Source organism: Actinomycetospora sp. NBRC 106378 (assembly GCF_030269685.1).
In the GTDB taxonomy this organism is placed as follows: domain Bacteria; phylum Actinomycetota; class Actinomycetes; order Mycobacteriales; family Pseudonocardiaceae; genus Actinomycetospora.
In genome coordinates this window covers 158,903-184,206 of record NZ_BSTT01000009.1, presented here as the reverse complement: position 1 = coordinate 184,206, position 25,304 = coordinate 158,903, and the positions used below count along the sequence as shown (strand labels likewise).

Sequence of the window (25,304 nt, the reverse complement as noted above, 5' to 3'; positions counted from 1 at the left end):
CGTCTCAAGCGGGTCCGACACCGTGGGGCCCGACCGGCCGGGCCCGTCGTCGGAACTGCCCCGGCGTCTCCCCCGCGAGGCGCGCGAACTGCCGGGTGAAGGCGGGCTGGTCGTAGAACCCGCAGGCCAGCGCCACCTCGGCGAGCGGGAGCCCGGTGGTGGTGAGCAGGGAGCGGGCGCGGTCGATGCGGGCGCGCAGCACGAACTGGGTCGGGGCGAGCCCGAAGACCGCGCGCATCCGCCGTTCCAGGGCGGAGCTCGACATCCCCGCGGTCGCCGCCATCTCCTCGACGCGGGGCGGGTCGTCGACCCGGGCGGCCACGAGGTCGACGACGCGGGAGAGGGCGGGCAGCGCGGGATCGCCCTCGTCGGCCGAGCGCAGGTCCTCGGACACACTGACCACGCCGACCACGCGCCCGTCCGCGTGGACCGGCACCTTGGTCGTGAGGAACCAGCCGGGCACGCCGCCCGCGCGACGGATCAGCTCCAGCTCGTGGCGCAGCGTGCGGCCCTCGGCGAGGACCCGCGCGTCCTGTTCCTCGTAGCGCTCGGCGAGGGCGGGGACGAACAGCTCGCCGGCGCGGCGCCCCACGACCGCGGCGCGGTCGCGGCGGCCGGCGCGCCGGACGAACGCGTCGTTGACCTCGGTGTAGCGGCCCTCGGCGTCCTTCGCGCAGAACATGACGCCGGTGAGCTCGGCGAAGAGCGCGACGAGGGCGTCGGCGGGCAGGTCCACGGGTCCCATCCTCGTTGGCGGGGCGCGGCGCCGGGAGCGCCGGATTCGGACAAGAGGACTGTCGGACCCCGGGTGCACAGTGGACCCATGAGCGAGCAGCTGACGGGGGTGGGCCTCGACGAGGCGCTGGTCGAGCGGGCGGTCGCCCGCGCGGCGCGCTGGGCCGCGGCGAGCGACGAGGCGGGGCACGACGCGGCGACCCGACGGCTCGCCTCGCTCGTGCACGACCCCGCGGGCGTCGACTTCGCGATGCACTTCGTCGACCGGGTCGCGCGCCCGGAGGACGACGCGGTGGCCGCCCGGGAGCTCGCCCGGCTCGCGGGCCGCGGGGCGACGCTGCCCGGCTTCGCCACGGCCCTGGACCGGCTGATGCTGCGGGCGGGCGCCGCGCTCGCCCCGCGGCTCCCGCGGGTCGTGGTCCCGCTCGCCCGCCGCCGGCTGCAGCAGCTGGTCGGGCACCTCGTGGTGGACGCGTCCGGCCGCGTCCTGGGCCGCCGCCTCGCCGCCGCCCGGGCCGACGGCTTCCGGCTGAACCTCAACCTGCTCGGCGAGGCGGTGCTCGGCGAGGACGAGGCCGACCGCCGGCTCGCGCGCACCCTCGAGCTGATCCGCCGCGACGACGTCGACTACGTCTCGGTGAAGGCCTCCTCGGTGGCGAGCCAGCTCGTGCCGTGGGACCTCGAGGGCAGCCGGGACCGGCTCGTGCGGCGCCTGACGCCGCTGTTCGAGACCGCACGCGACCACGGCGTCTTCCTCAACCTCGACATGGAGGAGTACAAGGACCTCGACCTCACGGTCGCCCTCTTCACCGCCCTGCTCGACCGGCCGTCGCTGCGCGGCTACTCCGCGGGCATCGTCCTGCAGGCCTACCTGCCGGACTCGGTCGCGGCGCTGGAGCACCTCGCCGCCTTTTCCCGACGACGGGTCGACGCCGGCGGTGCGCCGGTCAAGGTCCGGCTGGTCAAGGGCGCGAACCTCGCGATGGAACGGGTCGACGCGGCCGTGCACGACTGGCCGCAGGCGCCCTACGCGACGAAGGCCGAGGTCGACGCCAACTACGTGCGGCTGCTCGAGCACGCGCTGCGGCCGGGCCTCGCGGACGCCCTGCGGATCGGGGTGGCGAGCCACCACCTGCACCACGTGGCGCTCGCCGTGGAGCTGGCGGCCGCCCGCGGGGTCCCGGCGCAGATGGACGTCGAGATGCTGCAGGGCATGGCGCCCGCCCAGGCCCGGGCGGTGGCCGCGGACCTCCCGGAGAGCGGGCTCGTGCTCTACACCCCGGTGGTGCACGCGGAGGACTTCGACGCCGCCGTCAGCTACCTCGTCCGGCGCCTGGAGGAGAACGCCGGGCGGGAGAACTACCTGTACGCGATGTTCTCCGCGGAGGGGCCGGAGTCCTACCTCGACCGTTTCCGCGCCTCGGTGGCCGAGCGCGACGCCGTCGCCGACACCCCGCGGCGCACGCAGGACCGGACGACCGAGGTGGTCGGGGAGTTCCCGCTGCGGTTCCGCAACGAGCCCGACACCGATCCCTCGCTCGGCGCGAACCGGGAGTGGGCGCGCCGCGCGGTGGCCGCCGCACCCGCCGTCGTCCGGGAACCCGAGCTGACCGACCCGGCCGCGGTCGACGCCGTGGTGGAGCGCGCGGCGGCGTCGTCGTGGCGGACCGCGACGCCGAGCGAACGGGCGCGGCGGCTGCGCGGGGCGGCCCGGGCGCTGGCCGCGGCGCGGACCGAGCTGCTGACGACGATGGTGCACGAGGCGGGCAAGACGGTCGCCGAGGCCGACCCCGAGATCTCGGAGGCCGTCGACTTCGCGGCCTACTACGCCGACCGCGCGGAGGAGCTCGACCCCGCCCGGTTCACGCCGGACCGGGTCGTCGTCGTGACGCCGCCGTGGAACTTCCCGGTGGCGATCCCGCTGGGTGGGTGTCTGGCCGCGCTGGCGGCCGGGGCGGCCGTCGTCATCAAGCCCGCGCCGCAGGTCCGGGCGTGCGCCGAGGTCGGGGTCGCGGCCCTGCACCGGGCGGGGATCCCGGCGGACGCCCTGCAGCTCGTCCACACCGACGAGAGCGACGCCGGACGCCGGGTGATCACGCATCCCGCGGTGGACCGGGTCGTCCTCACGGGGGCGAGCGAGACCGCGGCCCTGTTCCGCTCGTGGCGCCCGGACCTGGGGGTCCTCGCCGAGACCAGCGGCAAGAACGCGCTCGTGATCACCCCGGCGGCCGACCCCGACCTGGCGGTCGCCGACCTCGTGCGCTCCGCGTTCGGGCACGCCGGGCAGAAGTGCTCGGCCGCCTCGCTGGCCGTCCTGGTGGGCCCGGTCGGCGACCCGCGCACGCCGGTCGGCCGCCGGTTCCGCCGGCAGCTGGTCGACGCGGTGCGGACGCTGCGCGTGGGGCCCGGGACGGACCTGTCGTCGACGATGGGCCCGCTCGTCGGTGACCTCTCGCCCAAGCTGGAGCGGGCCCTGACCACCCTCTCCGACGGCGAGACGTGGCTCGTCGAGCCCCGCCGGACGGGTGACGCGCAGTGGACTCCGGGGGTGCGTGAGGGTGTGTCCCCCGGGTCGTGGTTCCACCTCACGGAGTGCTTCGGCCCGGTGCTCGGGCTGATGGCGGCCGGGTCGCTGGACGAGGCGATCGCGTGGCAGAACGCGACCGGCTTCGGGCTCACCGGTGGGCTGCACTCGCTCGACCGGGACGAGGTCGAGCACTGGATGGAGCGGGTCGAGGTCGGGAACGCCTACGTCAACCGGCACATCACCGGGGCGATCGTGCAGCGCCAGTCGTTCGGGGGCTGGAAGGGCTCGGTGGTGGGTCCCGGTGCGAAGCCCGGGGGGCCGAACTACGTGGCGCAGTTCGGGACGTGGGCGGACGCGTCGGTCCCGGAGTCGGCGCCCCTGGGCCGCGAGGCCGCGGCGCTGCTGGCGTCAGTGGCCTCGTCGGTCCCGGCGGACGACCTCGCGTGGTTGCGCGCGGCGGCGGCGTCGGACGCGTTCTGGTGGCGCGAGGAGTTCGGCGTGGAGCACGACCCGACCGGCATCGCCGCGGAGGCCAACGTGTTCCGCTACCGGCCGCTGCCGGGCCTGCGGGTCGTGCTCGGGGACGGCGCGGCGGACCGGGACGTCGTGCGGCTGCGCCTCGCCGGGGCGTGTGCCGGGGTCCCGGTGGCCGACGTGACGCCCGAGGTCGTCCCGGAGCCCGGCGAGCGCCTGCGGGTGGTCGAGGCGCCGACGGAGGCGCTGCGCCGGCGGGCGGGTGAGGTGGGCGCGACCCTCGTCGAGGGCCCGGTGCTCGCCGACGGACGCCGCGAACTGCTCTCCGTGCTGCGCGAGCAGGCCGTGAGTGTGACCCGTCACCGCTTCGGACACGTGGAAGCCTGACGCGCCTCCGCGCGTTGTGCCTCACATGGCGCAGATGACGATGTACACGACCAGCTGGTGCGGCTTCTGCCGGCGGCTGAAGAGCCAGCTGGACCGCGAGGGGATCGGCTACTCCGAGGTCGACATCGAGCGCACGCCGGACGCCGCCGACATCGTGACCCGCATCAACGGCGGGAACCGGACGGTGCCGACCGTCGTCTACCCCGACGGCTCGGCCGCCACGAACCCGAGCTTCGCCGAGGTCAAGTCCGCGCTGGCGAAGGCGGAGGCCGCGTCGGGCGCGTGAGCCCACCCCGTTCCGAGCGAAGGGCCCCTCCGGTCGAGTAGATCGACCGGAGGGGCCCTTCGCTCGTTCCGGGGCCGCCACGAGGTGCACACCAGGCACGCTCGGACGTCCCGCACGCTGCCTCACGTGTACCTCGCGGCGGTGGGCGAAGGGCGCCCGCGGCCCGCCTATCCGACCGACGGGGCCCTTCGCTCAGTCGGGGCAGCGGCCGGCGCCGGAGCCGGGCGGCGCACCAGCACGACGACGAGCGCGGCCGCCGCCAGCGCGGCGACACCCGCCGTCAGGAAGACCGCGTCGAGGCCGTCGGCGTAGCCCGTCGCGCCGGGGGCCGTCGGGTCCGCGTGGCCCGTGAACACGGTGCCGAGCACCGCGAGGCCCACGGCCAGCCCGAGCTGGCGGAACGTGTTGACCGCGGCGCTACCGACCCCCGCCTTCGCCGGCGGCAGCACCGCGAGGGTCGCCGAGACGAGGACCGGGGTCGCGAGGCCGACACCGAGCCCGCTCACGACGAGACCGGGCAGGAGGGCCCACGGCCCCGACCCGGCGTCGACGACCGTCAGGAGCAGCACCCCGAGCCCGATCAGGGCGAGTCCCCCGGCGACCGGCCGAGCCGGCGACCCGCCGTGGAGGAAGCGACCGGCCACCGCGGACACCACGAAGGCGGCGATCGAGAGCGGGACCACCGCGAGGCCGGCCCGGATCGGCGACAGTCGCAGCACCTCCTGCAGCCAGAGGGAGACCAGCGCGAGGTGGGCGAAGGCCGCCCCGGAGAGGACCGCCGCGGCGACCATGAGGGCGGTGAACGACCGGTTGCGGAACAGGGCGAGGTCGAGCATCGGGTGTGCGACCCGCCCCTCGACCGCGACGAACACCACGACCGCGACGGCGGCGACGAGCAGCGGGACGACCGTCGTGGCGGCCGACCAGCCGGCGGCGCCCGCCTCGATCAGGCCGTAGACCAGAGCGGTCGAGGCGACGGTGAACGCCGCGGCGCCGCCGAGGTCGATGCGGGCGGTGCCGTCGGTGCGGGTGTCCCGCGCGACGACCGCGAGGGTCAGGGCGACGGCGAGAGCGGCGACCGGCAGGTTGACGAGGAAGATCGCCCGCCATCCCCAGACCTCGGTGAGCACGCCGCCGACGAGGGGGCCGCAGGCCGCGGCGAGCCCGTTGACGGCGCCCCACACGCCGAAGGCGGTCCCCCGGTCGCGGCCGTGATAGGTGCCGGCGAGCAGGGCGGCCGTGGTCGCGAACATCGCCGCACCGCCCGCGCCCTGCACCACCCGCGCAGCGACGAGGACGCCCGCGGTCGGTGCGAGACCGCAGGCCAGCGACGCGACGGCGAAGACGACGAGCCCCGCCAGGTAGAGGCGGCGCCGCCCGAAGCGGTCGGCCGCCGAGCCCGCGAGCATGAGCAGCGCGGCGAGGGCCAGCGCGTACCCGTCGATCACCCACTGCAGGCCCGCGAAGGACGAGCCCAGGGACCCGGACATGGCGGGCAGGGCGACGTTCACGATCGTCACGTCCACGAGCAACATGAAGGTGCCCAGGCAGATCGCCACCAGGGGCCACCAGCGACGCATGTCGGTTCTCCTCGGTCTCCACGACGGCCGGTGCCGTCGACTCCCGACGATCCTCGACACGGCGCGTCGGTCAGGACGAGCGGATCGCACACTTCCGGCGGTCCTCGACATCTGCCAGGCTCGGGGCGGTGGAACTCGACGTCCTGGACCGCGCCCTCATCCAGGCGCTGCAGATCGACGGCCGGGCCCCGTTCCGCCGGGTCGCGGAGGTGTTGGGGGTCTCGGACCAGACGGTGGCCCGGCGGTACGCCCGGCTGCGCTCGGTCCAGGCCCTCCGCGTGATCGGGGCGAGCGACCCGGTGCTGCTCGGGGAGGACCAGTGGATGGTCCGCGCGCGCTGCGCTCCCGACGCCGCCCCCGAGATCGCCGACGCACTCGCCCGGCGGCCGGACACCTCGTGGGTGAGCCTGACCTCCGGCGGCACGGAGATCACGTGCTCGCTGCGCGCGCCGGACACCGCCGCGGCCGGGGACCTGCTGCTCGGACGCCTGCCCAGGACCCCGCGGATCCTCGACGTGAGTGCCCAGCAGGTGCTGCACGTGTTCTACGGCGGGGCGCGCGAGCCGTACGCCAAGGTCGGCCCGCTCGCCGCCGAGCAGGTCGCCGCTCTCTCCGTCGCGGTGCCGCCCCCGGGGGAGCCGCCGACGCTCGACGACCTGGACCGCCGCATCCTGCGGCTGCTCCGGGTCGACGGGCGGGCGCCGGTCGAGGACGTGGCCCGCGCGTGCGGCACGTCCGCCTCGACCGTGCGACGCCGGCTCGCCGACCTCCGGGCCGGCGGGGTGCTCTACCTCGACGTCGACGTGGCGCCGGCCGTCCACGACCAGCCGATGCGCACGATGCTCCACCTCACCGTGCTCCCGCGGCACCTCGACGAGGTGGGCCGCGCGTTGGCGGCCCACCCGGAGGTGCCGTTCGCCGCCGCCACGACGGGCCGGACGAACGTCTACGCGTCGATCGCCAGCGCCGGTCCCGCCGCCTTCTACCGCTACCTGACGACGACGGTGGCCGAGCTGCCCGGCGTCACGGAGGTCGAGTCGGCACCCGTGATCCGCACCGTCAAGGCCGCGGACACGGTGTACGCCGCGCGCTGACGGACGTTCCCCCGTGGCAGGAAAGCGTCGTTGCTGTCACCGGGTGACAGCAACGACGCTTTCCTGCCACGGGGAGGGTCAGCCTGCGGCGGCCCACGCCTCCAGCATCGCGCGGGCGATCGACACCCCGCCGGGCAGGATGAGCTCGCGGTCCTCGCCGGCCTCGAACGCCGTGCCGCCGACACCGTGGGCGCCCCGGGGGCCCTCGCCCTCGCGGGTCATCCAGTCGCCGGCCTCCAGCGCCGCGCGCAGCTCGTCGCGGGTGACCCAGCGGGCGTTCTCGATCTCGCCCTCCTGCAGGCGCAGCGGCTGCTCCGGGTCGGCCACCGCGGAGAAGCCGATCATCAGCGAGCGCGGGAACGGCCAGGGCTGGGAGCCGAGGTAGGTGATGGTCGAGACGGTGACGCCGACCTCCTCGGCGCACTCGCGGGCCACGCACGCCTCGAGCGACTCGCCGGCCTCCACGAACCCGGCGAGCACGGAGTACCGGCCGGCGGGCCAGATCGGCTGGCGGGCGAGCAGCACGCGGTCGGCGCCGTCGTGCACCAGGCAGATCATCGACGGGTCGGTGCGGGGGTACTCCTCGTGGTCGTTCGCCTCGCACAGCTGCGCCCAGCCCGCCTTGATCGCGCGCATCGGGGAGCCGTCGCGGGTGCAGAAGCGGGCGCGCTCCTGCCACGACAGCAGGGCCACCGCCGTCGTCAGCAACCCGGCCGAGTGCGCGTCCAGGTCACCCCCGGACACCCGCAGGTCCCGCCACAGCTCGGTCGAGGAGAACCCCGACCCGGCGTCGTTCGAGGCGTCGGCGTCGGGCACCCGCACGCCCCAGTAGACGGTGCCGTCCTCCTCGCCGAGCAGGACCGCACCGTCCGGGATCGACGTGCCGAACTCGCGGGACGGGACGTCGGCGACGCGCAGCGACCCGTCGGGCTGCTCCTCGACCGGCGTGCGCCCCTGCGGGTCGACCCGCACCACCCGGGCCAGCGGCCAGGTCGACGTCACGTGCTCCGGGTCGTCGCGCACCTGCTCCCGGCGGTCGACGGTGGACCGCGAGAGCCGCGGCAGGGTGTCGAGGTGGAACGCCGCCCGCATGTCGGGGCCCGCCGTGGGTGCAGTGGTCACGGGATCCTGATACCACCCAGCGCCCGCAACGACTCCGACGACGTCGCGGCGTCGGCCACCACCACCCCGGTGAAACGCGACGGGGCGAGGAACTCGGCGGCCGCGGCGTGCACCTGCTCGAGCGTCACGGCCTCCAGGCGCTGCGGGTGCTCCCGCACCCACTCCGGATCCAGTCCCACCCCGGCCAGCCCGGCCAGCGTCGAGGCGAGCCCCGCCTGGGTGTTCATCGAGATGAGCAGCGACCCCACCGCGTAGCGACGGGCCGACTCCAGCTCGGCCGCGGTCGGCGGGACCACGGCGACGCGGCCCAGCTCGTAGCGCATCTCGAGCAGTGCGGGCGCGGTGACCTCGGAGGCGCAGTCGGTCTCGACGAGCAGCGCGGCACCGTACGGGTCGAACTCCAGCGACGACGACGCGTGGTAGGTGTAGCCCTTGTCCTCGCGCAGGTTCTCCACGAGTCGCGAGGAGAAGTAGCCGCCGAACGCCAGGTTGGCCAGCTGCAGCGCCGGATAGCGCGCATCGGTGCGCGGGACCGCGGCCGCGGAGAGCCGCAGCTGCGACTGCACGGCGCCCGGGCGGTCGACGAGCAGCAGGTCCGAGCCGTGCAGCTCGGGCAGCGGCGGCAGCAGGCCGGCCTCGCCGGGCGTGTCCCAGGCGGCCAGGGCCGCCTCGGTGGCGGCGACGGCACCGGCCGGGTCGAGGTCGCCGACGAGCACGAGCACCGAGCCCCGCGGCACCACCTGACGGCGGTGCATGACGAGCAGGTCGTCGCGGGTGACCGCCGCGACGTCGGCGACGTCGGGCATCTCCCGGGTGACCGGGTGGTCGCCGTAGCGGTGGCGCTGCAGCGCGCGGCGCGCGATCACCGACGGCTGGGCGGAGGCCACCTGGATGCGCTCGGCGAGGCGCTCGCGCTCCCGGCCCACCTCGTCGTCGGGATAGGTCGCCCCGGTGAGGACGTCGGCGACGACGTCGAGCAGCGTCGGCAGCCCCTCCGCCAGGGAGTGCCCGGCGGCGGCGAGCCGCTCCGGGTCGACCGAGAAGCCGATCTCGCCGCCGACACCCGCGAGGTCGTCGTCGAGGGAGACCCGGCTGCGGCGGTTGGTGCCGGAGAGCACGGTGGAGGCGAGCACCTCGGCGACCGCCGCGTGCATCGGGCGCCGGGCGTCCTCGCCGGAGAACGGGATGCGCAGGCGGAGCTCGACCATCGGCACGCCGGGACGGCGCACCGCGATGACGCGCAGACCCGTCGTCAGGACGGTGTCGACCTCCTCCGGGGCCGGGACCTGCGGCTGGGGTCGCAGCGGGGGCAGCTCGCGGGGGCCGGCCGGGGTGCGGCCGATCTCCGCGGCGGAGCGGCGCTCGGCGGGCGACGGAGCCGTGGGGGCGGTCATGCGGAGGCTCCCGGGGTGAGGACGAGCAGGGCGCGGGCGTCGGGGCGCAGCGCGTTCGCGGCGGCGGCCACCGCCTCGGGGGTCACGGCCGCGATCGCGCCGGGCAGCTCGTCGGAGAGCTCCGCCCGGCCGTGGACCAGCTCGGCCGAACCGAGGGCGAGCATCCGGTTCATCAGCCGGTCGTGCTCGCGGTGCAGGGCGCCCGCCCACCGGGCGGTGACCCGGCGCAGCTCCTCGGGGTCGGGGCCGCGCTCGCCGAGGACGAGGAGCTCGGCGTCGACCGCGTCGACGACCCGGCGCGGGTCGACGGTGTCCGGGTGGACGGCGGTGATCGTGAAGGTGTCGGGATCCCGCGCGTCCAGCGGCGCGCCCATCAGGCCGGCCGAGGCGGACACGTCGGTGACGAGCCCCTCGCCGTAGACGAGGCGCTGCGTGAGGCGGGCCGCCTCGCCGTCGGTGAGCAGGCTGCCCAGCACCGCGTGGGCGAGGTAGCCCTGGAGGTCCGTGCCGGGGTCGGGCAGGCGGTAGCCCATGGCCAGCGCGGGTAGCGGTGCGTGGGCGTCGACGACCGACTCGTGCCGCTCGCCGTCGGGCGCGGGCTCGCCGAAGGAGGGCCGTGCGGGCACCGGGCGGGCGGGGATGTCCCCGAAGTGGCGGCCGACGAGCTCGGCGGCGTCGTCCGGGTCGAAGTCCCCGACGACGGTCAGCACCGCGTTGCCCGGCGCGTAGTAGGCGTCGAAGAACGCCGCGGCGTCGTCGAGGGTGGAGGTCTCGAGGTCGCGGAAGTCGCCGTACCCGTTGTGGGCGTTGGGATAGGTCGAGTACAGCACCGGCGGCAGCAGGATCCAGGGGAAGCCGCCGTAGGGCCGGTTGAGCACGTTGAGGCGGATCTCCTCCTTCACCACGTCGATCTGGTTGCGGAGGTTCTCCTCGGTCAGCTTCGGCGCGCGCAGCCGGTCGGCCTCGAGGAACAGGCCGCGCTCGAGCGCACCCGCGGGGAGGATCTCGAAGTAGTCGGTGTAGTCCTGGTGGGTCGACCCGTTGAACACGCCGCCGGAGCCCTGCACGTGGCGGAAGTGCGCGAGCTTCTCGAGGCTCTCCGAGCCCTGGAACATCAGGTGCTCGAAGAGGTGCGCGAACCCGGTGCGCCCCTCCGGCTCGCTGCGGAACCCGACGTCGACGTGGACGGCGACCCCGACGACGGGGTTGGAACGGTCGGGCGCGAGGAGCACCCGCAGACCGTTGTCGAGCGTCAGGCGCTGTCGCTGCTCCGGAGGCGCGGAGGTGGGGGCCGTACTCACCCCCCGACCCTAACGGCGCGGGCGGTTCCGCACGGCGGGGACGGCGCCCCGGGCGGGTCGGTGCCCCGGACGCCGGGTCGCGGCACACGCGCGGCCGCGGGACGGACGGGCCGCGGCACGGGCGGCCGGACGGGCACCGGCGCGCGCCGCAGGGCGGCGCGCGGGCCGACGCTGCCGGCTCAGGGCGACGACCAGCGAGCCGGCTCCGAGGGCCGCGGCGACCGCGAGCGCGAGCTCGAGGCGGGCCACCAGCGGGGACACGGCGTCGCCCGCGGTGTCGGTGGCGGTCCGCGCACCCTCCTGGCCGATGCCTGCCACGGCGAGGGGACCGGTGATCGCGCCGTCGGCGGGCACCTGCACCGGGACCGGGAAGCCGACGTTGCGCCCGCAGCCGTCGAGGGCGGCCTCGCGGCGGGCGCCCGCCACGTCGAGGACCACCCGGTCGTGGGGGTCGGTGGACAGGCACGACGCGGTGGCGGTGACCACGGCGGTCACCGTCACCGGCGGCGCCACGGGCGTCGCGGCGGGCGCCGGGCCGAGCCCGACCGCCTGGGCGAGCGCCGGCACCCTCGGCACGACGAGCGCGACGACGGCCAGGGCGCCCAGCGCGAGCGCGACGAGCAGCACGAGGGTGCGGGTGGAGCGGTGATCACTCTCGGCGACCCGGGGACGCGCGGAGGCGGTGGCGCGTGGCAGGAGGCCGTCGACCGTGAGTGACACGGCTGACATTCTGCTCACGCCGCGCCGCACCCGATGGAGGGATCCCCGGGCAGTACCCAGCGCGACCGGCTGGTACACCGACCCGCTGCCCGGCACGGTCCCGAGCTCCCGACCGGCCGAGCCACCACCGGGTCGGCCGTGGCCCACCACTGACGGTGGGTGTCAGCGGTGGGCCACGGCTGTCTCCGGGATCAGCGCGGGAAGCCGTCCACGCCGGTCGCCTCGACCGAGGCCGCCCACAGCCACTCGGCGGCGTCGGCGTCGATCGCGTACGGCATGACACCCCCCGGGTAGCCACCGCGCGAGTCGGGCGGCACGGAGGTGTCGACGGCGATCGCCACCTCGCAGTCCTCGAGGTAGACCCCGGAGAGGTCGGCGAGCTGCGGGCTCGTGGCCGCCCAGGTCTCGGTGGCCGCGCCCTGCTCGGGCGTCTTGAGGTTCGCGGCCGCCGGGCCGGGGTTGCCCTGCTCGTCCTTCCAGCCCAGCGCGACCATCTCCGCCAGCGGGAGGTGACGCTGCAGCGGCGTCATGATCCCGCCGGGGTGCAGGGCGAACGCGCGGACGCCGCGGGCGGCGAGCCCGACGGCGAACAGCACGTTCGCGGTCTTCGACTGGCCGTAGGCCTGCCACTTGTCGTAGTCCCGGTGCTCGTAGTGCACGTCGTCGCGGTGCAGGTCGGAGAAGTGGTGGCCGCGGGAGGACACCGAGACCACCCGCGAGTCGCCGTCCAGGAGCGGCGCGAGCCGGTTGACCAGGGCGAAGTGGCCGAGGTGGTTGGTCGCGAACTGGCGCTCCCAGCCCGGCCCGACGCGCTCGAGCGGACAGGCCATGACCCCCGCGTTGTCGATGACGACGTCGAGGCGGTGGCCGGCGGCCAGGCGACGGTCCGCGAAGGCGGCGACGGAGTCGAGGTCGGCCAGGTCGAGCTCGTCGGTGGTGACGCCGTCGAGACCGGCCAGGGCCTCCTGCGCCACGTCCCGACGACGGGCCGGGACGACCACGTGGGCGCCTGCCGCCGTGAGGGCCCGGACGGCCTCGAGCCCGAGGCCGGAGTAGCCACCGGTGACGAGGGCCAGCCGCCCGGAGAGGTCAAGGCCCGCCACGACCTCCGCCGCGGTGGTCCTCGCACCGAACCCGGAACCGATCGGGGTCTGCTGCGCTGTGATCATGCGTTCGACGCTAGGTCCTCGAGTGCGCTCGAAGGCAACCTCCCGGTGGCAGGACGTCGTTGCTGCCACGGGCCGACAGCAACGACGCTTTCCTGTCAGGCAGCAGCGCGCGACCCCAGCAGCCGCCACAGGTGGGCGACGGACTCGGCGCCGCGCAGCAGCAACGGGAGCACCGCCCGCTCGTCCGGGGCGTGGATCCGGTCGCCGGGCAGCATGACGCCGAGGAAGGCCAGCGGGGCGTCGAGCGCCGTCGTCAGGAGCGCCTCCGGCCCGCTGCCGCCCTCGCGCGCCGGCAGCACCTCGGCGCCCAGCGCGACGCCCATCGCCTCGCGGATCGACGCGACCAGCGGCGAGTCGAGGTCGCAGATGAGCGGCGGCACGCCGGGCCCGCCGGTCGACACGTCGGCGTCGATGCCCGCCGGCACCCGCTCGGCCACGAACCGCTCGAGCAGCGGCTTGATGCGCGCCGGGTCCTGGGCGTCGACGAGCCGGAACGTCATCTTGAGCGTCGCCGAGTGCGGCACGATCGTCTTGTGGCCGGGCCCGGCGTACCCGCCGTGCAGACCGTTGACCTCGGCGGTCGGGCGCGCCCAGAGCCGCTCGTAGGTCGACCAGCCCGCCTCGCCCGACGTGGCCATCGCCCCGGCGGCGGAGCCCGCGAGCCACGCCGGCTCGTCGAAGGGCAGTGCGGCCCAGGCGGCGCGCTCCTCGGCGGTCGGCTCACGCACGTCGTCGTAGAACCCGGGCACCGCGATGCGCCCGTCGACGTCGTGGAAGGTCGCGACCAGCCGGGCGAGCTCGGTGACCGGGTTGGGCACCGCCCCGCCGAACTGGCCGGAGTGCAGGTCGACGGCGGCGCCGCGGTAGACGACCTCCAGGTCGACCAGCCCGCGCATCCCGCAGCAGACCGTCGGCGTCTCCCGGTCGACCATGCCGGTGTCGGTCACCACGATCTCGTCGCACGCGAGGGCGTCGCCGTGCGCGGCGAGCAGCTCGGCGAGGTGGGCGGAGCCCGACTCCTCCTCGCCCTCGACCAGCAGCTTCAGCGACACGGCCGGGGCGGTCGCGCCGGTGGCCGCGAGGTGGGCCCGGACCCCGAGCAGCACCATCGCGACGTGCCCCTTGTCGTCGGACGCGCCGCGACCGCGCAGCTCCTCCCCCACGACCTGCGGGTCGAAGGGCGCGAAGGACCAGCCGTCGTCGAGATCGGCGGGCTGCACGTCGTGGTGGCCGTAGACCAGGACGGTCGGAGCCGCCGGGTCGGCGGCGGGCCAGTGCGCGTACACCGCGGGCAGCGCCGCCGTGTCCGACCAGACCTCGACCTCCGGCCACCCGTCGCGCCGCAGGGTCGACGCGAGCCACTCCGCCGAGCGCGCCACGTCGCCGTGGTGCCCGGGGTCGGCGCTGATCGAGGGGATGCGCAGCCACTCCGACAGCTCGGCGACGAAGGCGTCGGCGCGGGCCGCCACCTCGGTCTGCTCGACGGTCCCGGACAGCGGCTCGATCGTGCTGGTCACGCCCCCACGCTAGTCCCGGGGCCGAGGACGAAACGTGCTCGTGACACCGCGCCCCTTCCGATCACTCACCCGATCGGGTTCCCTCAGGTACGGACCACTCGGTATACCGCGTACACGATCGGGGGCGGTCATGCGCCGGACGCTCCTCGCCGCGCTGCTCGCGGCCGTGGCGGTCCTGCTCGCCGCCTGCGTCGCGCCGCAGTACGACAACCGCGCGCAGGTCGACCCCGCCGACGTCCCCGGCGACCCGGCGCCGCCCGGCGCGGTCCGGCACGGCGGCGAGCTCGTCATGGGGCTGTCCGCCGAGCCGGACAAGCTGGACCCGACGACGTCGAGCTCGCTCTACACCCGCTACGTCATGTCGAGCATCTGCGAGAAGCTCTTCGACATCGACGCGGCCGGGAACCTGGTGCCGCAGCTGGCCACGGCCCTGCCGACCGTCACCGACGGCGGGCTCACCGTGTCCTTCCCGGTCCGCTCCACCGGCGTCCGCTTCGCCGACGGCACCCCCTTCGACGCGGCCGCCGTCGTGACCAGCCTGCAGCGGCACCTCACGCTCCCCGGGTCGCAGCGCAAGTCCGAGCTCGGCTCGCTGCGCACGATCACCGCCGACGGGCCGGACCGGGTCACCCTGCGCTTCGCCCGCCCGTTCGCCCCGATCACCGCGGCACTCGCCGACCGGGCCGGCATGATCATGTCGCCCGCCGCGCTGGCGGCCGAGGGCACGAACTTCTCCCAGCGCCCCGTCTGCGTCGGCCCGTTCCGGTTCGTCGACCGCGTCGCCCAGACCGCGATCACCGTCGAACGCGACCCGCTCTACTACGACGCCGCCGCGGTCCCGCTCGACCGCATCACCTACCGGATCATGTCCGACGCCGGCGTCCGCGCGGCCAACCTGCGCTCCGGCGACATCCAGGTGGCCGACAGCATCTCCCCGCAGGACGTCGACGCCCTCGCCCGCGAGAGCGACGTCCGCGTCACCAAGACCCTCTCCCTCGGCTACCAGGCCGTCACCTTCAACAGCGCCCCGAAGCGACCGGAGGACGACACGCCGCTCGCCCACGACCCCCGCATCCGGCTCGCGTTCTCGAAGGCCGTCGACCGGGCCCGGCTCGCCGACGTCGTGTTCAACGGCTGGTACACCCCGGCCTGCTCGCCGATCTCCCCGAACACCGACTTCGGCGCCGCCGCCGACGTCGGGTGCCCGGCCTACGACCCGGCGGGCGCCCGGGCGCTGCTGGCCCAGGCCGGGGTGCCGGTGCCGTTCCCGATCACCATGCAGACCTCGAACACGGCGGACTCGCTGCGGCTCGCCCAGGCGCTGCAGGCCGCTGTCGCCGACGCCGGCTTCGACCTGCGGATCGAGCCCGTGGAGTACTCGACGCTGCTCGACGTGCAGACCGACGGCACCTTCTCCGCGCTGCAGCTCGGCTGGTCCGGCCGCATCGACCCGGACGGCAACACCACCCGCTTCCTGACGACGGGGGCCGGCGCCAACTACGGCGACTACGCCGACCCGGAGGTGGACCGCCTGCTCGCCGACGCCGCGGCCACGTTCGACACCGCCGCCCGTACACGGCTCTACGCGCAGGCGACCGAGCAGGTGCAGCGCGACAACCCGCTCGTCTACCTCTACCGCCAGCGCAACCTCACCGCCGCGCGCAGCGAGGTGCTCGGCGTGCAGACCTTCGCCGACGGCGTCGTCCGGCTCTCCCGGGCCGGGTTCGCGCGGACCGGGGGCACCCCGTGATCCGCCGTCTCGCCTCCCGCCTGGCCCAGGCGGTGGTCACGCTGCTGCTCGCCTCGCTGGTGATCTTCCTCGGGGTCCGTGCGCTGCCCGGCGACCCGGCGCTCGCGGCTGCGGGCGAGGAGGCCGACCCGGCGACCCTCGCCACCGTGCGCGCGCAGCTCGGCCTGGACCAGCCCCTCGTCGTCCAGTACCTGCGCTTCCTCGGCCGCACCGTCACCGGGGACCTCGGCACCTCCACGCGGACCGGCGAGCCGGTGTCGGACGCGATCCTCTCGGCCCTGCCGGTCACCCTGCAGCTGTCGGTCCTGGCCCTGCTCGTCGCGGTCGCCGTCGGGATCGTCGCGGGCGTCCTCGCCGCCCGGTACCGCGGCCGGTGGCCGGAGTGGCTCGCCTCGGTGTTCTCGCTGGCGGCGCTCTCGGTCCCGGTGTTCTGGCTCGGCCTGCTCGCGGTGCTCTACCTCGCCGTCGGGCTCGGCGCCTTCCCCGCCTCGGGCTACGTCTCCCCGCTCACCGATCCCCTGCGGGCGCTGCACCACCTGATCCTGCCCGCGGTGATCGTCGGGCTCCCGACGGCGGCCGTGGTGCTGCGCCAGACACGCGCCTCGATGCTGGGGGCGCTCGACTCCGACTTCGTGCGCACCGCCCGGGCCACCGGCCTGTCGGAGAACCGCGTGGTGTGGACGGTGGCCCTGCGCAACTCCCTGGTCGTGCTCACGACCATCGTCGGGCTGCAGCTCGGGACGCTCATCGCGGGCGCCGCGGTGACCGAACGGATCTTCGGTCTGCCGGGACTCGGCAAGCTCACGCTGGACTCGGTCTTCAGTCGCGACTACCCGGTGGTGCAGGCGGTGGTGCTCGTGGTGACGGCGGCCTACGTCGTGATCAACCTGCTCGTGGACGTCCTCTACTCCGTGGTCGACCCGCGGATCCGGGTCGCGGGAGCGGCCGCGTGACCGCCGTCGTGACGGCCGCGTCCGCGCGGCAGGAGCCCCGCGGGCCACGCGGGGCCCGACTCCGGGCGGCCCTCCGGGCCGACCCGGCGGGGGCGGTCGGCGGCGCGCTCGTCGTCGTGCTGGTCCTCGCCGGCGTCGGGGCCCCGCTGCTCGCGCCGTACCCGCCGACCCAGGTCCACTTCGCCCTGCCCTTCCAGGTGCCGCTGACGATCGGGTTCCCGTTGGGCACCGACGACCTCGGCCGCGACCTCGCCTCCCGCACCCTCTACGGCCTGCGCAGCTCCCTGCAGGTCGCCGCGATCGGGGTGGCCGTCAGCGTGGTGCTCGGGACGCTGCTGGGGCTGGCCGCCGGCTGGTGGCGCCGGCTCGACCCGGTGATCGCGCGGATCACCGACGTCATGCTCGCCTTCCCGTTCCTCGTGCTCGCGATCGGGTTCGCGGCCGTGCAGGGCCCGAGCCTGGGCGGCGCCGCGATCTCGCTGGGACTGGCCTACGTCCCGCACGTGGCCCTCACGGTGCGGGCCGAGACGCTGCGGGTGCGGGCCACCGACTTCGTGCTCGCCGCGCGCGCCATGGACGCCCGCGCGCCGGGGATGCTGCTCGGGCACGTGCTCCCGAACGCGGCGTCGACCATCGTCGTGCAGGCGACGGTGATCCTGCCCCAGGTGGTGCTCGGCGAGGCCGTGCTCTCGTTCCTCGGGCTGGGCATCCAGCCGCCGGGCTCGAGTCTGGGGATCATGCTCTCCGACGCCCAGCAGTACCTGTACCGCACCGCGTGGCCCGCGGTGCTGCCCGGTGTCGTGCTCGCGCTGCTCTGCCTGGCGTTCAACCTGGTCGGGGACGCGCTGCGCGACCGCCTCGACCCCGCCACGGGAGCCCGACGATGACCTCCCCCCGCTTCACCCGCGAACCCGCCTTCACCACCCGGCCCACCCTGGAGGGCACGGTCGGGATGGCCGCCTCCACCCACTGGGCCGCCTCGGCGACCGCGATGGGTGTGCTGGAGCGCGGCGGCAACGCCTTCGACGCCGCGGTGTCGGCCGCCTTCGTCCTGCAGGTCGTCGAGCCGCACCTCAACGGCCCGGGCGGCGACCTGACGGCGATCTTCGCGACGGCGGAGGACCCCACTCCCCGGGTGCTCGACGGCCAGGGACCCGCCCCGGCGGCCGCCTCCGCGGCGCGCTACCGCGACGAGGGCCTCGACCGCGTACCGGGTGCGGGGGCGCTGGCCGCGGCGATCCCCGGCGCCACCGACGCGTGGCTGCTCCTGCTGCGCGACCACGGCACCTGGGAGGTCGGCGACGTCGTCGGCCCCGCGATCGGCTACGCCCGCGACGGCTTCCCGGCGGTCGGGCGGATCGGCTCGACGATCGGGGCGGTCGCGGACCTGTTCCGCGACCACTGGCCCTCCTCGGCCGCGCTGTGGCTGCCCGACGGCCGTCCCCCCGCGCCCGGCGCGGTGCTGCGCAACCCCGCGTGGGCCGACACGCTCGACCGGCTCGCCGCCGCCGCGCAGGGCCCCACCCGCGCGGCGCGGGTCGACGCGGTGCGCGAGGTGTGGGCCGAGGGCTTCGTCGCCGAGGCGATCGCGGCCTTCTGCCGTGCACCGCACCGGCACTCCTCGGGCACCGACCACGCCGGGGTGCTGACCGTCGCCGACTCCGCCGGCTGGCGGGCCTCGGTGACCGACGCCTTCGTCGGGACCTTCCTCGGGTACCGGGTGGCGAAGACCCCGCCCTGGGGGCAGGGCCCGGCCCTGCTGCAGATGCTGGCCCTGCTCGAGCCGGACCCGCCCGACCCGGCGACCGGCGAGGGCGCCCACCGCGTGCTGGAGGCGATCAAGCTCGCGCAGGCCGACCGGGAGGCGTGGTTCGGCGGAGACTCCCCGGTGACCGTCGACGAGCTGCTCGACCCCGCCTACCTCGACGCGCGGCGGGCGCTGATCGGCGACGAGGCCTCGGCCGACGTCCGGCCGGGCCGGGTCGGCGGGCGCGAGCCGCGGATGGCGGAGCTCGCGACGGCGGGCTCGGCCCCGGCGGTCAGCGCGGGGTCGGCGGTGGGCGAGCCGACGGTGACCCTCGCGGGCGAGACGCAGCAGGCGAGCGCAGCGACGGGAGAAGTGCGCGGCGACACCTGTCACGTGGACGTGGTGGACCGGTGGGGCAACATCGTCTCCGCGACCCCGTCCGGAGGCTGGCTGCAGTCGTCGCCGACCGTCCCGGAGCTCGGCTTCGCCCTCGGGACGCGACTGCAGATGACGTGGTTGGAGGAGGGCCTGCCCTCCACGCTCACCCCGGGCCGCCGACCGCGCACCACGCTGACGCCCACGCTGGTGCTCGACGACCGCGGCCCCGTCGTCGCGCTGGGCTCCCCCGGGGGCGACCAGCAGGACCAGTGGCAGCTGCTGTACCTGCTGCGCACCCTCGCGGGCGGGTGGTCACCACAGGCCGCGATCGACGCCCCCGCCCTGCACACGACGTCGTCGCCCGGCTCGTTCTGGCCGCGCGACCGCGAGCCCGCGAACGCGACCGTCGAGGACCGCCTCGGCGAGGACGTGATCGCCGAGCTGGACCGGCGCGGCCACCGCGTCACCCGCGCCGGCGACTGGGCACTGGGGCGGCTCTCGGCCGTCGGGATCGACCGCGACCGCGGGGTGCTGTGGGGCGCCGCCAACCCGAGGGGGATGCAGGGCTATGCCGTCGGACGGTGAGCCGGTCCTCGAGGTGCGCGGTCTGCGGGTCGCGTTCGGCGACGACGAGGTGGTGCACGGCGTCGACCTCACGATCGGGGCGGGCGAGCGGGTGGCCCTGGTCGGCGGCTCGGGGTCGGGGAAGTCGACGACCGCGCTCGCCGTCCTGGGCCTGCTGCCCGCCGGCGGGCGGGTCACCGCCGGGTCGGTGCGCTTCCGCGGCGAGGACATCACGACGGCGGGTCCGCGACGGCTGCGGGAGCTGCGCGGCGCGGGGATCGGGCTGGTCCCGCAGGACCCGCTCTCGGGGCTGGACCCGGTGCGACGGGTGGGGACGCAGGTCGCGACGGCGCTGCGCGCGCACGGCCTGGCCGAGAGCCGGCGGGACGCGCGCGGGCGCGCCGTCGACCTGCTGGCCGCTGCCGGGATCCCCGAACCCGCCCGCCGGGCCGTGCAGTATCCGCACGAACTCTCCGGCGGGATGCGTCAGCGGGTGCTCGTGACGATCGCGCTCGCCTGCCGGCCGGCGCTGCTGCTGGCCGACGAGCCGACGTCCGCGCTCGACGTCACCGTCGCGCGGCGCATCCTCGACCTCGTCGGCGAGCTGACCGCGTCGTCCGGCACCTCGCTGCTGCTGGTCACCCACGACCTCGGGCTCGCCGCGGAGCGCGCCGACCGCGTGGTCGTGCTGCGCGACGGACGCGTCGCCGAGGCCGGCGGCGCGGCCCGCGTGCTGCGTTCGCCCACCGACGACTACACCCGCGCCCTCATCGACGCCTCCCCCGGGCTGTCCCCCGGGGCGCCCCGCGCGGTGGCCGGGGCGCTCCCGGACACGGCCCCGGTGCTGGAGCTCGACGGGGTGTCCCACCGGTTCCGGCTGCGGGGCGGGCACACGGTGCACGCCCTGGACGACGTGTCGTTCGCCGTCGCCCCCGGCACGACCACCGCCGTCGTCGGGGAGTCGGGATCGGGGAAGACGACCGCCGCGCGGATCGCCCTGGGCCTGCTCGCCCCGTCGTCGGGTACGGTCCGGCTCGACGGCCGGGAGACCGGGGTGCGCTCGGGTCTGGACCGGGCGGAGCGTCGCACCGTGGCCGCCGCGGTGCAGCCGGTCCTCCAGGACCCGTTCGGGTCGCTCGACCCGACGTGGACGGTCGCCTCGCTGATCGCGGAACCGTTGCGGGTGCACGGCCACGACGGCCGGGGCGCCCGCGTGGCCGAGCTGCTCGACGCCGTCGCCCTGCCCGCGACGACCGGCCGGCGGGTGCCGCGGGAGCTCTCCGGGGGTCAGCGTCAGCGGGTGGCGATCGCCCGCGCGCTGGCCCTGGAACCGCAGCTGGTCGTGTGCGACGAGGCCGTCTCGGCGCTCGACGTCCTCGTGCAGGACCAGGTGCTGCGGCTGCTCGAGGACCTGCAGGAACGGCTCGGGCTGGCCTACCTGTTCATCTCCCACGACCTCGGGGTGGTGCGGCGCATCGCCGACCGCGTGGTCGTGATGCGGAGCGGCCGGGTGGAGGAGCAGGGCCCGGCCGCCCGGGTCCTCGAGGCGCCGGAGGCCGAGTACACCCGGGAGCTGCTGGCGGCGGTGCCCGGGCGAGCGGCGTGAACGCCACCGAGGAGGCGGCGCGCCGCCTGCGCTCGGACATCGTCGGCGGGGCGCTCGCTCCCGGCGAGCGCCTGGTCGAGGCGCGGCTCTCGCAGCGCTACGGCGTGTCCCGCGTCCCCGTGCGGGAGGCGCTGCGGGTGCTCGCCAGCGAGGGGCTGGTCGTCGTCGAGGCCTACCGGGGCGCGCGGGTCGCGAGCCTGTCCGCCGACGAGGCCGAAGACCTGTTCGAGGTGCGGGAGACCGTGGAACGCACGTCGGCGCGGCGGGCTGCGCAGCGCGCCGGGCAGGACGCGCTCATCGAGCTCGAGGTGATCGTGGCCCACGGCCGGGCCGCGCTGGCCGACGAACGACTCGACGTCCTCCCCGAGCTCAACGACCGCTTCCACCTGGCGGTGGCCCGGGCGAGCGGCAACCCCGCCCTCGTCGCGCTGCAGCAGCAGCTCTCGGGCACCGTCCGCTGGCTCTACGCCTCCGACGTGCGGGTGCGGGCCGCCGAGTCCTGGGCCGAGCACGCCGGGATCGTCGACGCCGTCCGGTCCCGCGACGCCGAGCGCGCCGCGACGCTCACGGGTGACCACGTGCGGGCGTCCCGCCGCAGCGTGTCGCGCCTATCGTGATCGTCATGGCCCTCCTGCGTCGCCGCCGTCGTCCCTCGCCCGAGACGTCCGCAGCGCTGCTCGCGTACCCGCTGCTGGGGATGGGGGTGCTGCACTTCGCCGCGCCGGCGCCGTTCGACACCCTCGTCCCGCCCTGGATCCCGGGCGAGGCGCGGTTCTGGACCTACGCCAGCGGGGTGGTGGAGCTCGCCGTCGGGACCGCGGTGGCCGTGCCGCGGACGCGGCGGCTGGGGGCGACCGCCGCCGTCGGGCTGTTCCTGGCGGTCTTCCCGGCGAACGTGCAGATGGCGTGGGACTGGCGACGCCGCCCGTGGCCGTGGCAGGCGGTGGCCCTCGGGCGGCTGCCGCTGCAGTACCCGATGATCACCCACGCCCTGCGGGTGCGCGCCGACTCCTGAGCAGGTCAGGCCGGGAGGCCGAGGACCCCGGCGGGATCGTGACGGCGGGCGAGCGCGGTGAAGCGGGCCTCGTCGGTGTCCGCGGGGTCGGCGGCGAGCAGGGCCGGGCCCGCTCCGTCGGCGTCGAGGACGACCTCGGTGACCACCCCGACCGCCTCCGGGCGGCACCGGAACGCCCACCACAACTCGGGGTCCGGGTGGGCGCCGGCCAGCTCGTGCACCACGGCGTCGCCGGTGACCAGGGTGACCCCGCGCAGACCACCCGCGCCGGGGGCGTCGGCCACGGTGTCGCCGCGGCGCGGGACGCGCACCGTGCCACCACCGCCGGCGACCACCCGACGGACCTGCGCCCAGGAGGCGCCCACGCCGGCGTGCACCAGGCCGTCACGGACGACGACGCGGTCGGCGCGGGCGAGGGAGAGGGCCACGGTCGGCCGCCCGGAGCGGCTCGGCGGCTGCGCGGTGTGCGGGTCGAGGACGACCACCTCGACGTCGTGCGCGTTCGCCCAGGCCAGGGTGTGGACGACGTCCGCGGTGCCGGTGGCCCCGACCACGGCCACCAGGTGCGACGGCGGACGCCCGAGGGAGACGGTGCGCAGCAGTTCGACGGCGGCGTCGGCGGTGTGGGGCGCGAGCACCGGACCGTGCACGAGCTCGCCGAGCTCGAGGGCCGCACGGGCCACGCGGCCGGCGGCGTCGCCACGGTGCGGACGCGGACTGATGGTCACGCCCGGTGCATCGTTCGCCGACCCGGAAGGGTTATCCGGATTCCCCGTCCGATCAGGTGAGTGTTGCGTCGGGGTCGTGTCGGCGTACGACGTCCGCGAAACGCATCCGGTCGCCCGCGCTCCACGGCGACCGCCGCGCCAGGGCCGCCGCGTCCCACGGGTCGAGCACGACCTCGGTCAGGACACCGACGCGCTCGGGCCGCGCCCGGTAGGCCCACCACAGGTCGGGGTCCCCGACCCCGGCCGCGAGCCGGTGCACCGTGCCGTCGCCGGTGACGAGGACGACCGCCCGCCTCGTCACCGTCCCGACGCCGTGGGCGACCAGGCCGGGCCGGCACAGCAGGGCCCGTGGGCCCTGACCGTCGCGGGCGGCGGCCCGGTGCACCGCCGCCCACGACGCACCGACCCCGGCACGCAGCGTCCGTGCCCCCCGATCGAGGTGCACCCGGTCGAGGCGGCCGAGGGTGACCACGATCAGCGGGCGCACCGCGGCTCCCGTCGGTCCGACCGCGAGCGGCGGGCGATGGGGGCGGGAGTCGACGACCGCGACCCGCACCCCGTGCGCGCCGGCCCAGCCGACCGCCGCGGCGACGTCGTCGGTGCTCGTCGCCCCCACCACCGCGAGCAGCCGTGGCAGCGCCCCGACGGTCGGGTCGGCGCACAGCTCGACGGCGGCGTCGATCGTGTACGGCGCGAACACCGGGCCGTCGAGGAGCGGTTCGAGCTCCGCGGCGGCCCGACCCGCCCGCCCGGCGCGCAGCACGCGCCGGGCGGGCAGTTCGCGTGGATCGATCGTCATGACGTCCCCCCGTCGTCCGATCCGGTCCGTGTCCCTGTGTTCTGTGTTCCTCTGCCGGTGTTCCGCTCAGCGCAGCCCGAGCCGTCGGCCGCCGAGCACGCCGTCGGGGTCGGTCCGGGCGACGACCGCGGCCAGCCGGGCCCGCCCGTCGTCGTCCCAGCAGGCCCCCGGCCGGGCGGCGATCGTCTCGGGCGAGGCGTAGTTCGCGGGCACCGTGCCGGTCGACCACGCCGCGAGGGCGTCGACCAGGCCGAGCCCGACCGCGGGCACAACCTCGGCCAGCGCCGGCACCATGGGCGCGACCACGCCGACCGTGTAGGGCGCCCGGGCCGCGACCCCCTGCGTGCCGCGCACGCCCCGACCACCGGTCTGGCGCAGCTCGACGATGATGACCGGCAGCTCCCGCTGCGGCCCGGCGATCTCCAGGACCGTGTCGATGGTCTCCGCGGTGATCTCGCGGAGGTGGCCGCCGGTGATCCAGGAGGGCATCGGGTCGGTGGGGTCGCAGTGCACCGCGTCGATCGCCGCCGAGGGCAGCTCGTCGACCATGTCCACGATCGGCGTGGCGACCCGGCGCATCGGCGAGAGGACCTCGAGGCCCTCGATCTCCGGGCCCAGGTGCCAGACCCGCAGGTGCACGACCGTCCGCCCGCGCAGCGGCGGCGGCGCCGCCTCGAGGTCGGGCATCCGCAGGATCGCGATCGAGGTGGTGGTGTTCTCCCCCAGGCCCGCCTGCCACTCCCGCCACGCGTGGAGGACGGCGGGTGCGTCGGCGGCGTCGTAGAAGATCGCCCCGCCGTAGAAGCGGGAGACCTCGACGAGCTCGACGGTCATCTCGACGACGATCCCGGCGGCGTCCTTGCCGCCCAGCATCGCGTCGAAGAGCTCGTCGCCCGGGCCGACCTCGCGGATCGCGCCCTCGCCGGTGACCACCGTGATCGCGCGCACCCGGTCGGAGCCCAACCCGAAGCGGCGGATCATCGGGCCGACGCCGCCGCCGGTGCAGAAGCCGACGACCCCGACGTCGGTGGTCGAGCCACTGACCCCCGTCAGGCCGTGCGGGGCGGCGGCCTCGATGACGCGGGCCCACTTCACACCCGCGCCGACGACGGCGGTGCGCGCGGCGGGGTCGACGTCGCACCGGTCGAGGCGCCGGGTGGAGACGATCAGCGTGCCGCGGTGGGAGAAGTCGGCGTGCCCGGTGGCGACGACCGCGACGCCGAGGTCGCGGGCGCGGGCCCAGCGCACGGCCGCGGCCACGTCGTGCGCGTCGGTGGCCCCCACGACGCCGACCGGCTCGTGCACGGGCGCGAGGTTGAAGCCCGCGAGCTCGGCGACGACCGCGACGTCCCCCGGATCCCACACGGGTCCGGTCACGGCTCTGCGGAGCTCGGTGAGGTCGAGGGAGGCGGAGACGGTGGGAGTGAACAGCTCGGTCATGTCGAACTCTCCGTGATC

At 75.9% G+C, this 25,304-nt stretch carries 21 protein-coding genes; 10 read left to right on the top strand and 11 right to left on the bottom strand.

Features of this window, described 5'->3' with window-relative positions; genetic code table 11:
• Window positions 1-4: 4 nt before the first annotated feature.
• A complete protein-coding gene (locus QSK00_RS20205) occupies window positions 5-745 on the bottom strand; it encodes a helix-turn-helix domain-containing protein (protein ID WP_285593417.1) in 741 nt (246 codons plus the stop codon).
• Window positions 746-823: 78 nt separating this feature from the next.
• Here QSK00_RS20205 and QSK00_RS20200 point away from each other — a divergent pair, with 78 nt between their 5' ends.
• Window positions 824-4,123 carry a proline dehydrogenase family protein gene (locus QSK00_RS20200; protein WP_285593414.1) on the top strand — a complete coding sequence of 1,100 codons (3,300 nt, stop codon included), beginning with the start codon at window positions 824-826 and terminating at the stop codon, window positions 4,121-4,123.
• A gap of 34 nt (window positions 4,124-4,157) precedes the next feature.
• Window positions 4,158-4,409 (top strand): mycoredoxin, encoded by a 252-nt coding sequence (locus tag QSK00_RS20195; RefSeq protein ID WP_285593410.1) that lies wholly within the window; start codon window positions 4,158-4,160, stop codon window positions 4,407-4,409.
• Window positions 4,410-4,576: 167 nt separating this feature from the next.
• On the opposite strand, the gene QSK00_RS20190 is transcribed toward QSK00_RS20195, so the two are convergent.
• Window positions 4,577-5,989, bottom strand: coding sequence for a DHA2 family efflux MFS transporter permease subunit (locus QSK00_RS20190; RefSeq protein ID WP_285593408.1), 1,413 nt, complete (start codon window positions 5,987-5,989; stop codon window positions 4,577-4,579).
• Between the two features lie 128 nt (window positions 5,990-6,117).
• Here QSK00_RS20190 and QSK00_RS20185 point away from each other — a divergent pair, with 128 nt between their 5' ends.
• Window positions 6,118-7,083, top strand: coding sequence for an Lrp/AsnC family transcriptional regulator (locus QSK00_RS20185; RefSeq protein ID WP_285593405.1), 966 nt, complete (start codon window positions 6,118-6,120; stop codon window positions 7,081-7,083).
• Between the two features lie 78 nt (window positions 7,084-7,161).
• Here the strand turns inward: QSK00_RS20185 and nudC are convergent, their stop codons facing one another.
• The 6 genes from nudC to QSK00_RS20155 form a co-directional block, all read right to left on the bottom strand.
• Window positions 7,162-8,175 (bottom strand): NAD(+) diphosphatase, encoded by a 1,014-nt coding sequence (nudC, locus tag QSK00_RS20180; RefSeq protein ID WP_285593533.1) that lies wholly within the window; start codon window positions 8,173-8,175, stop codon window positions 7,162-7,164.
• A gap of 26 nt (window positions 8,176-8,201) precedes the next feature.
• Window positions 8,202-9,599 (bottom strand): M16 family metallopeptidase, encoded by a 1,398-nt coding sequence (locus QSK00_RS20175; RefSeq protein ID WP_285593402.1) that lies wholly within the window; start codon window positions 9,597-9,599, stop codon window positions 8,202-8,204.
• The gene (locus QSK00_RS20170; protein WP_285593400.1) at window positions 9,596-10,900 is read right to left on the bottom strand and encodes a M16 family metallopeptidase; all 1,305 of its coding nucleotides are present in this window, start codon (window positions 10,898-10,900) and stop codon (window positions 9,596-9,598) included. The genes QSK00_RS20175 and QSK00_RS20170 overlap by 4 nt, the downstream gene beginning before the upstream one ends.
• Window positions 10,901-10,909: 9 nt before the next feature.
• The gene (locus tag QSK00_RS20165) at window positions 10,910-11,620 is read right to left on the bottom strand and encodes a hypothetical protein (RefSeq protein ID WP_285593398.1); all 711 of its coding nucleotides are present in this window, start codon (window positions 11,618-11,620) and stop codon (window positions 10,910-10,912) included.
• A gap of 191 nt (window positions 11,621-11,811) precedes the next feature.
• The gene (locus tag QSK00_RS20160) at window positions 11,812-12,786 is read right to left on the bottom strand and encodes an oxidoreductase (protein WP_502872058.1); all 975 of its coding nucleotides are present in this window, start codon (window positions 12,784-12,786) and stop codon (window positions 11,812-11,814) included.
• A gap of 98 nt (window positions 12,787-12,884) precedes the next feature.
• Complete coding sequence (locus QSK00_RS20155) at window positions 12,885-14,306, bottom strand: M20/M25/M40 family metallo-hydrolase (protein WP_285593394.1); 1,422 nt, start codon at window positions 14,304-14,306, stop codon at window positions 12,885-12,887.
• A 130-nt stretch (window positions 14,307-14,436) separates the two neighbouring features.
• On the opposite strand from QSK00_RS20155, the gene QSK00_RS20150 reads away from it, so the two are divergent.
• Genes QSK00_RS20150 through QSK00_RS20120 form a run of 7 tightly spaced genes read left to right on the top strand, consistent with a single transcriptional unit; the run spans window position 14,437 to window position 22,319 of the window.
• Complete coding sequence (locus QSK00_RS20150) at window positions 14,437-16,056, top strand: ABC transporter substrate-binding protein (protein WP_285593393.1); 1,620 nt, start codon at window positions 14,437-14,439, stop codon at window positions 16,054-16,056.
• Window positions 16,053-17,009 (top strand): ABC transporter permease, encoded by a 957-nt coding sequence (locus tag QSK00_RS20145; protein WP_285593391.1) that lies wholly within the window; start codon window positions 16,053-16,055, stop codon window positions 17,007-17,009. The genes QSK00_RS20150 and QSK00_RS20145 overlap by 4 nt, the downstream gene beginning before the upstream one ends.
• Entirely contained in the window at window positions 17,006-17,896 is an 891-nt protein-coding gene (locus tag QSK00_RS20140) for an ABC transporter permease (protein WP_285593389.1), read from the top strand. The genes QSK00_RS20145 and QSK00_RS20140 overlap by 4 nt, the downstream gene beginning before the upstream one ends.
• Window positions 17,893-19,719, top strand: a complete 1,827-nt coding sequence (locus QSK00_RS20135; RefSeq protein WP_285593387.1) for a gamma-glutamyltransferase family protein — start codon at window positions 17,893-17,895, stop codon at window positions 19,717-19,719. Before QSK00_RS20140 ends, QSK00_RS20135 begins: the two co-directional genes overlap by 4 nt.
• Window positions 19,703-21,304, top strand: coding sequence for an ATP-binding cassette domain-containing protein (locus QSK00_RS20130; protein ID WP_285593385.1), 1,602 nt, complete (start codon window positions 19,703-19,705; stop codon window positions 21,302-21,304). The genes QSK00_RS20135 and QSK00_RS20130 overlap by 17 nt, the downstream gene beginning before the upstream one ends.
• Window positions 21,301-21,921, top strand: a complete 621-nt coding sequence (locus QSK00_RS20125; RefSeq protein ID WP_285593383.1) for a GntR family transcriptional regulator — start codon at window positions 21,301-21,303, stop codon at window positions 21,919-21,921. Before QSK00_RS20130 ends, QSK00_RS20125 begins: the two co-directional genes overlap by 4 nt.
• A gap of 5 nt (window positions 21,922-21,926) precedes the next feature.
• A complete protein-coding gene (locus tag QSK00_RS20120; RefSeq protein ID WP_285593381.1) occupies window positions 21,927-22,319 on the top strand; it encodes a DoxX family protein in 393 nt (130 codons plus the stop codon).
• A gap of 5 nt (window positions 22,320-22,324) precedes the next feature.
• On the opposite strand, the gene QSK00_RS20115 is transcribed toward QSK00_RS20120, so the two are convergent.
• From QSK00_RS20115 to QSK00_RS20105, 3 genes are all read right to left on the bottom strand, one after another.
• Entirely contained in the window at window positions 22,325-23,047 is a 723-nt protein-coding gene (locus QSK00_RS20115; protein WP_285593379.1) for a hypothetical protein, read from the bottom strand.
• A gap of 52 nt (window positions 23,048-23,099) precedes the next feature.
• Window positions 23,100-23,846, bottom strand: a complete 747-nt coding sequence (locus QSK00_RS20110) for an FAD-binding protein (protein ID WP_285593377.1) — start codon at window positions 23,844-23,846, stop codon at window positions 23,100-23,102.
• A 66-nt stretch (window positions 23,847-23,912) separates the two neighbouring features.
• The gene (locus QSK00_RS20105) at window positions 23,913-25,286 is read right to left on the bottom strand and encodes an FAD-binding oxidoreductase (RefSeq protein WP_285593374.1); all 1,374 of its coding nucleotides are present in this window, start codon (window positions 25,284-25,286) and stop codon (window positions 23,913-23,915) included.
• Window positions 25,287-25,304 lie beyond the last annotated feature (18 nt).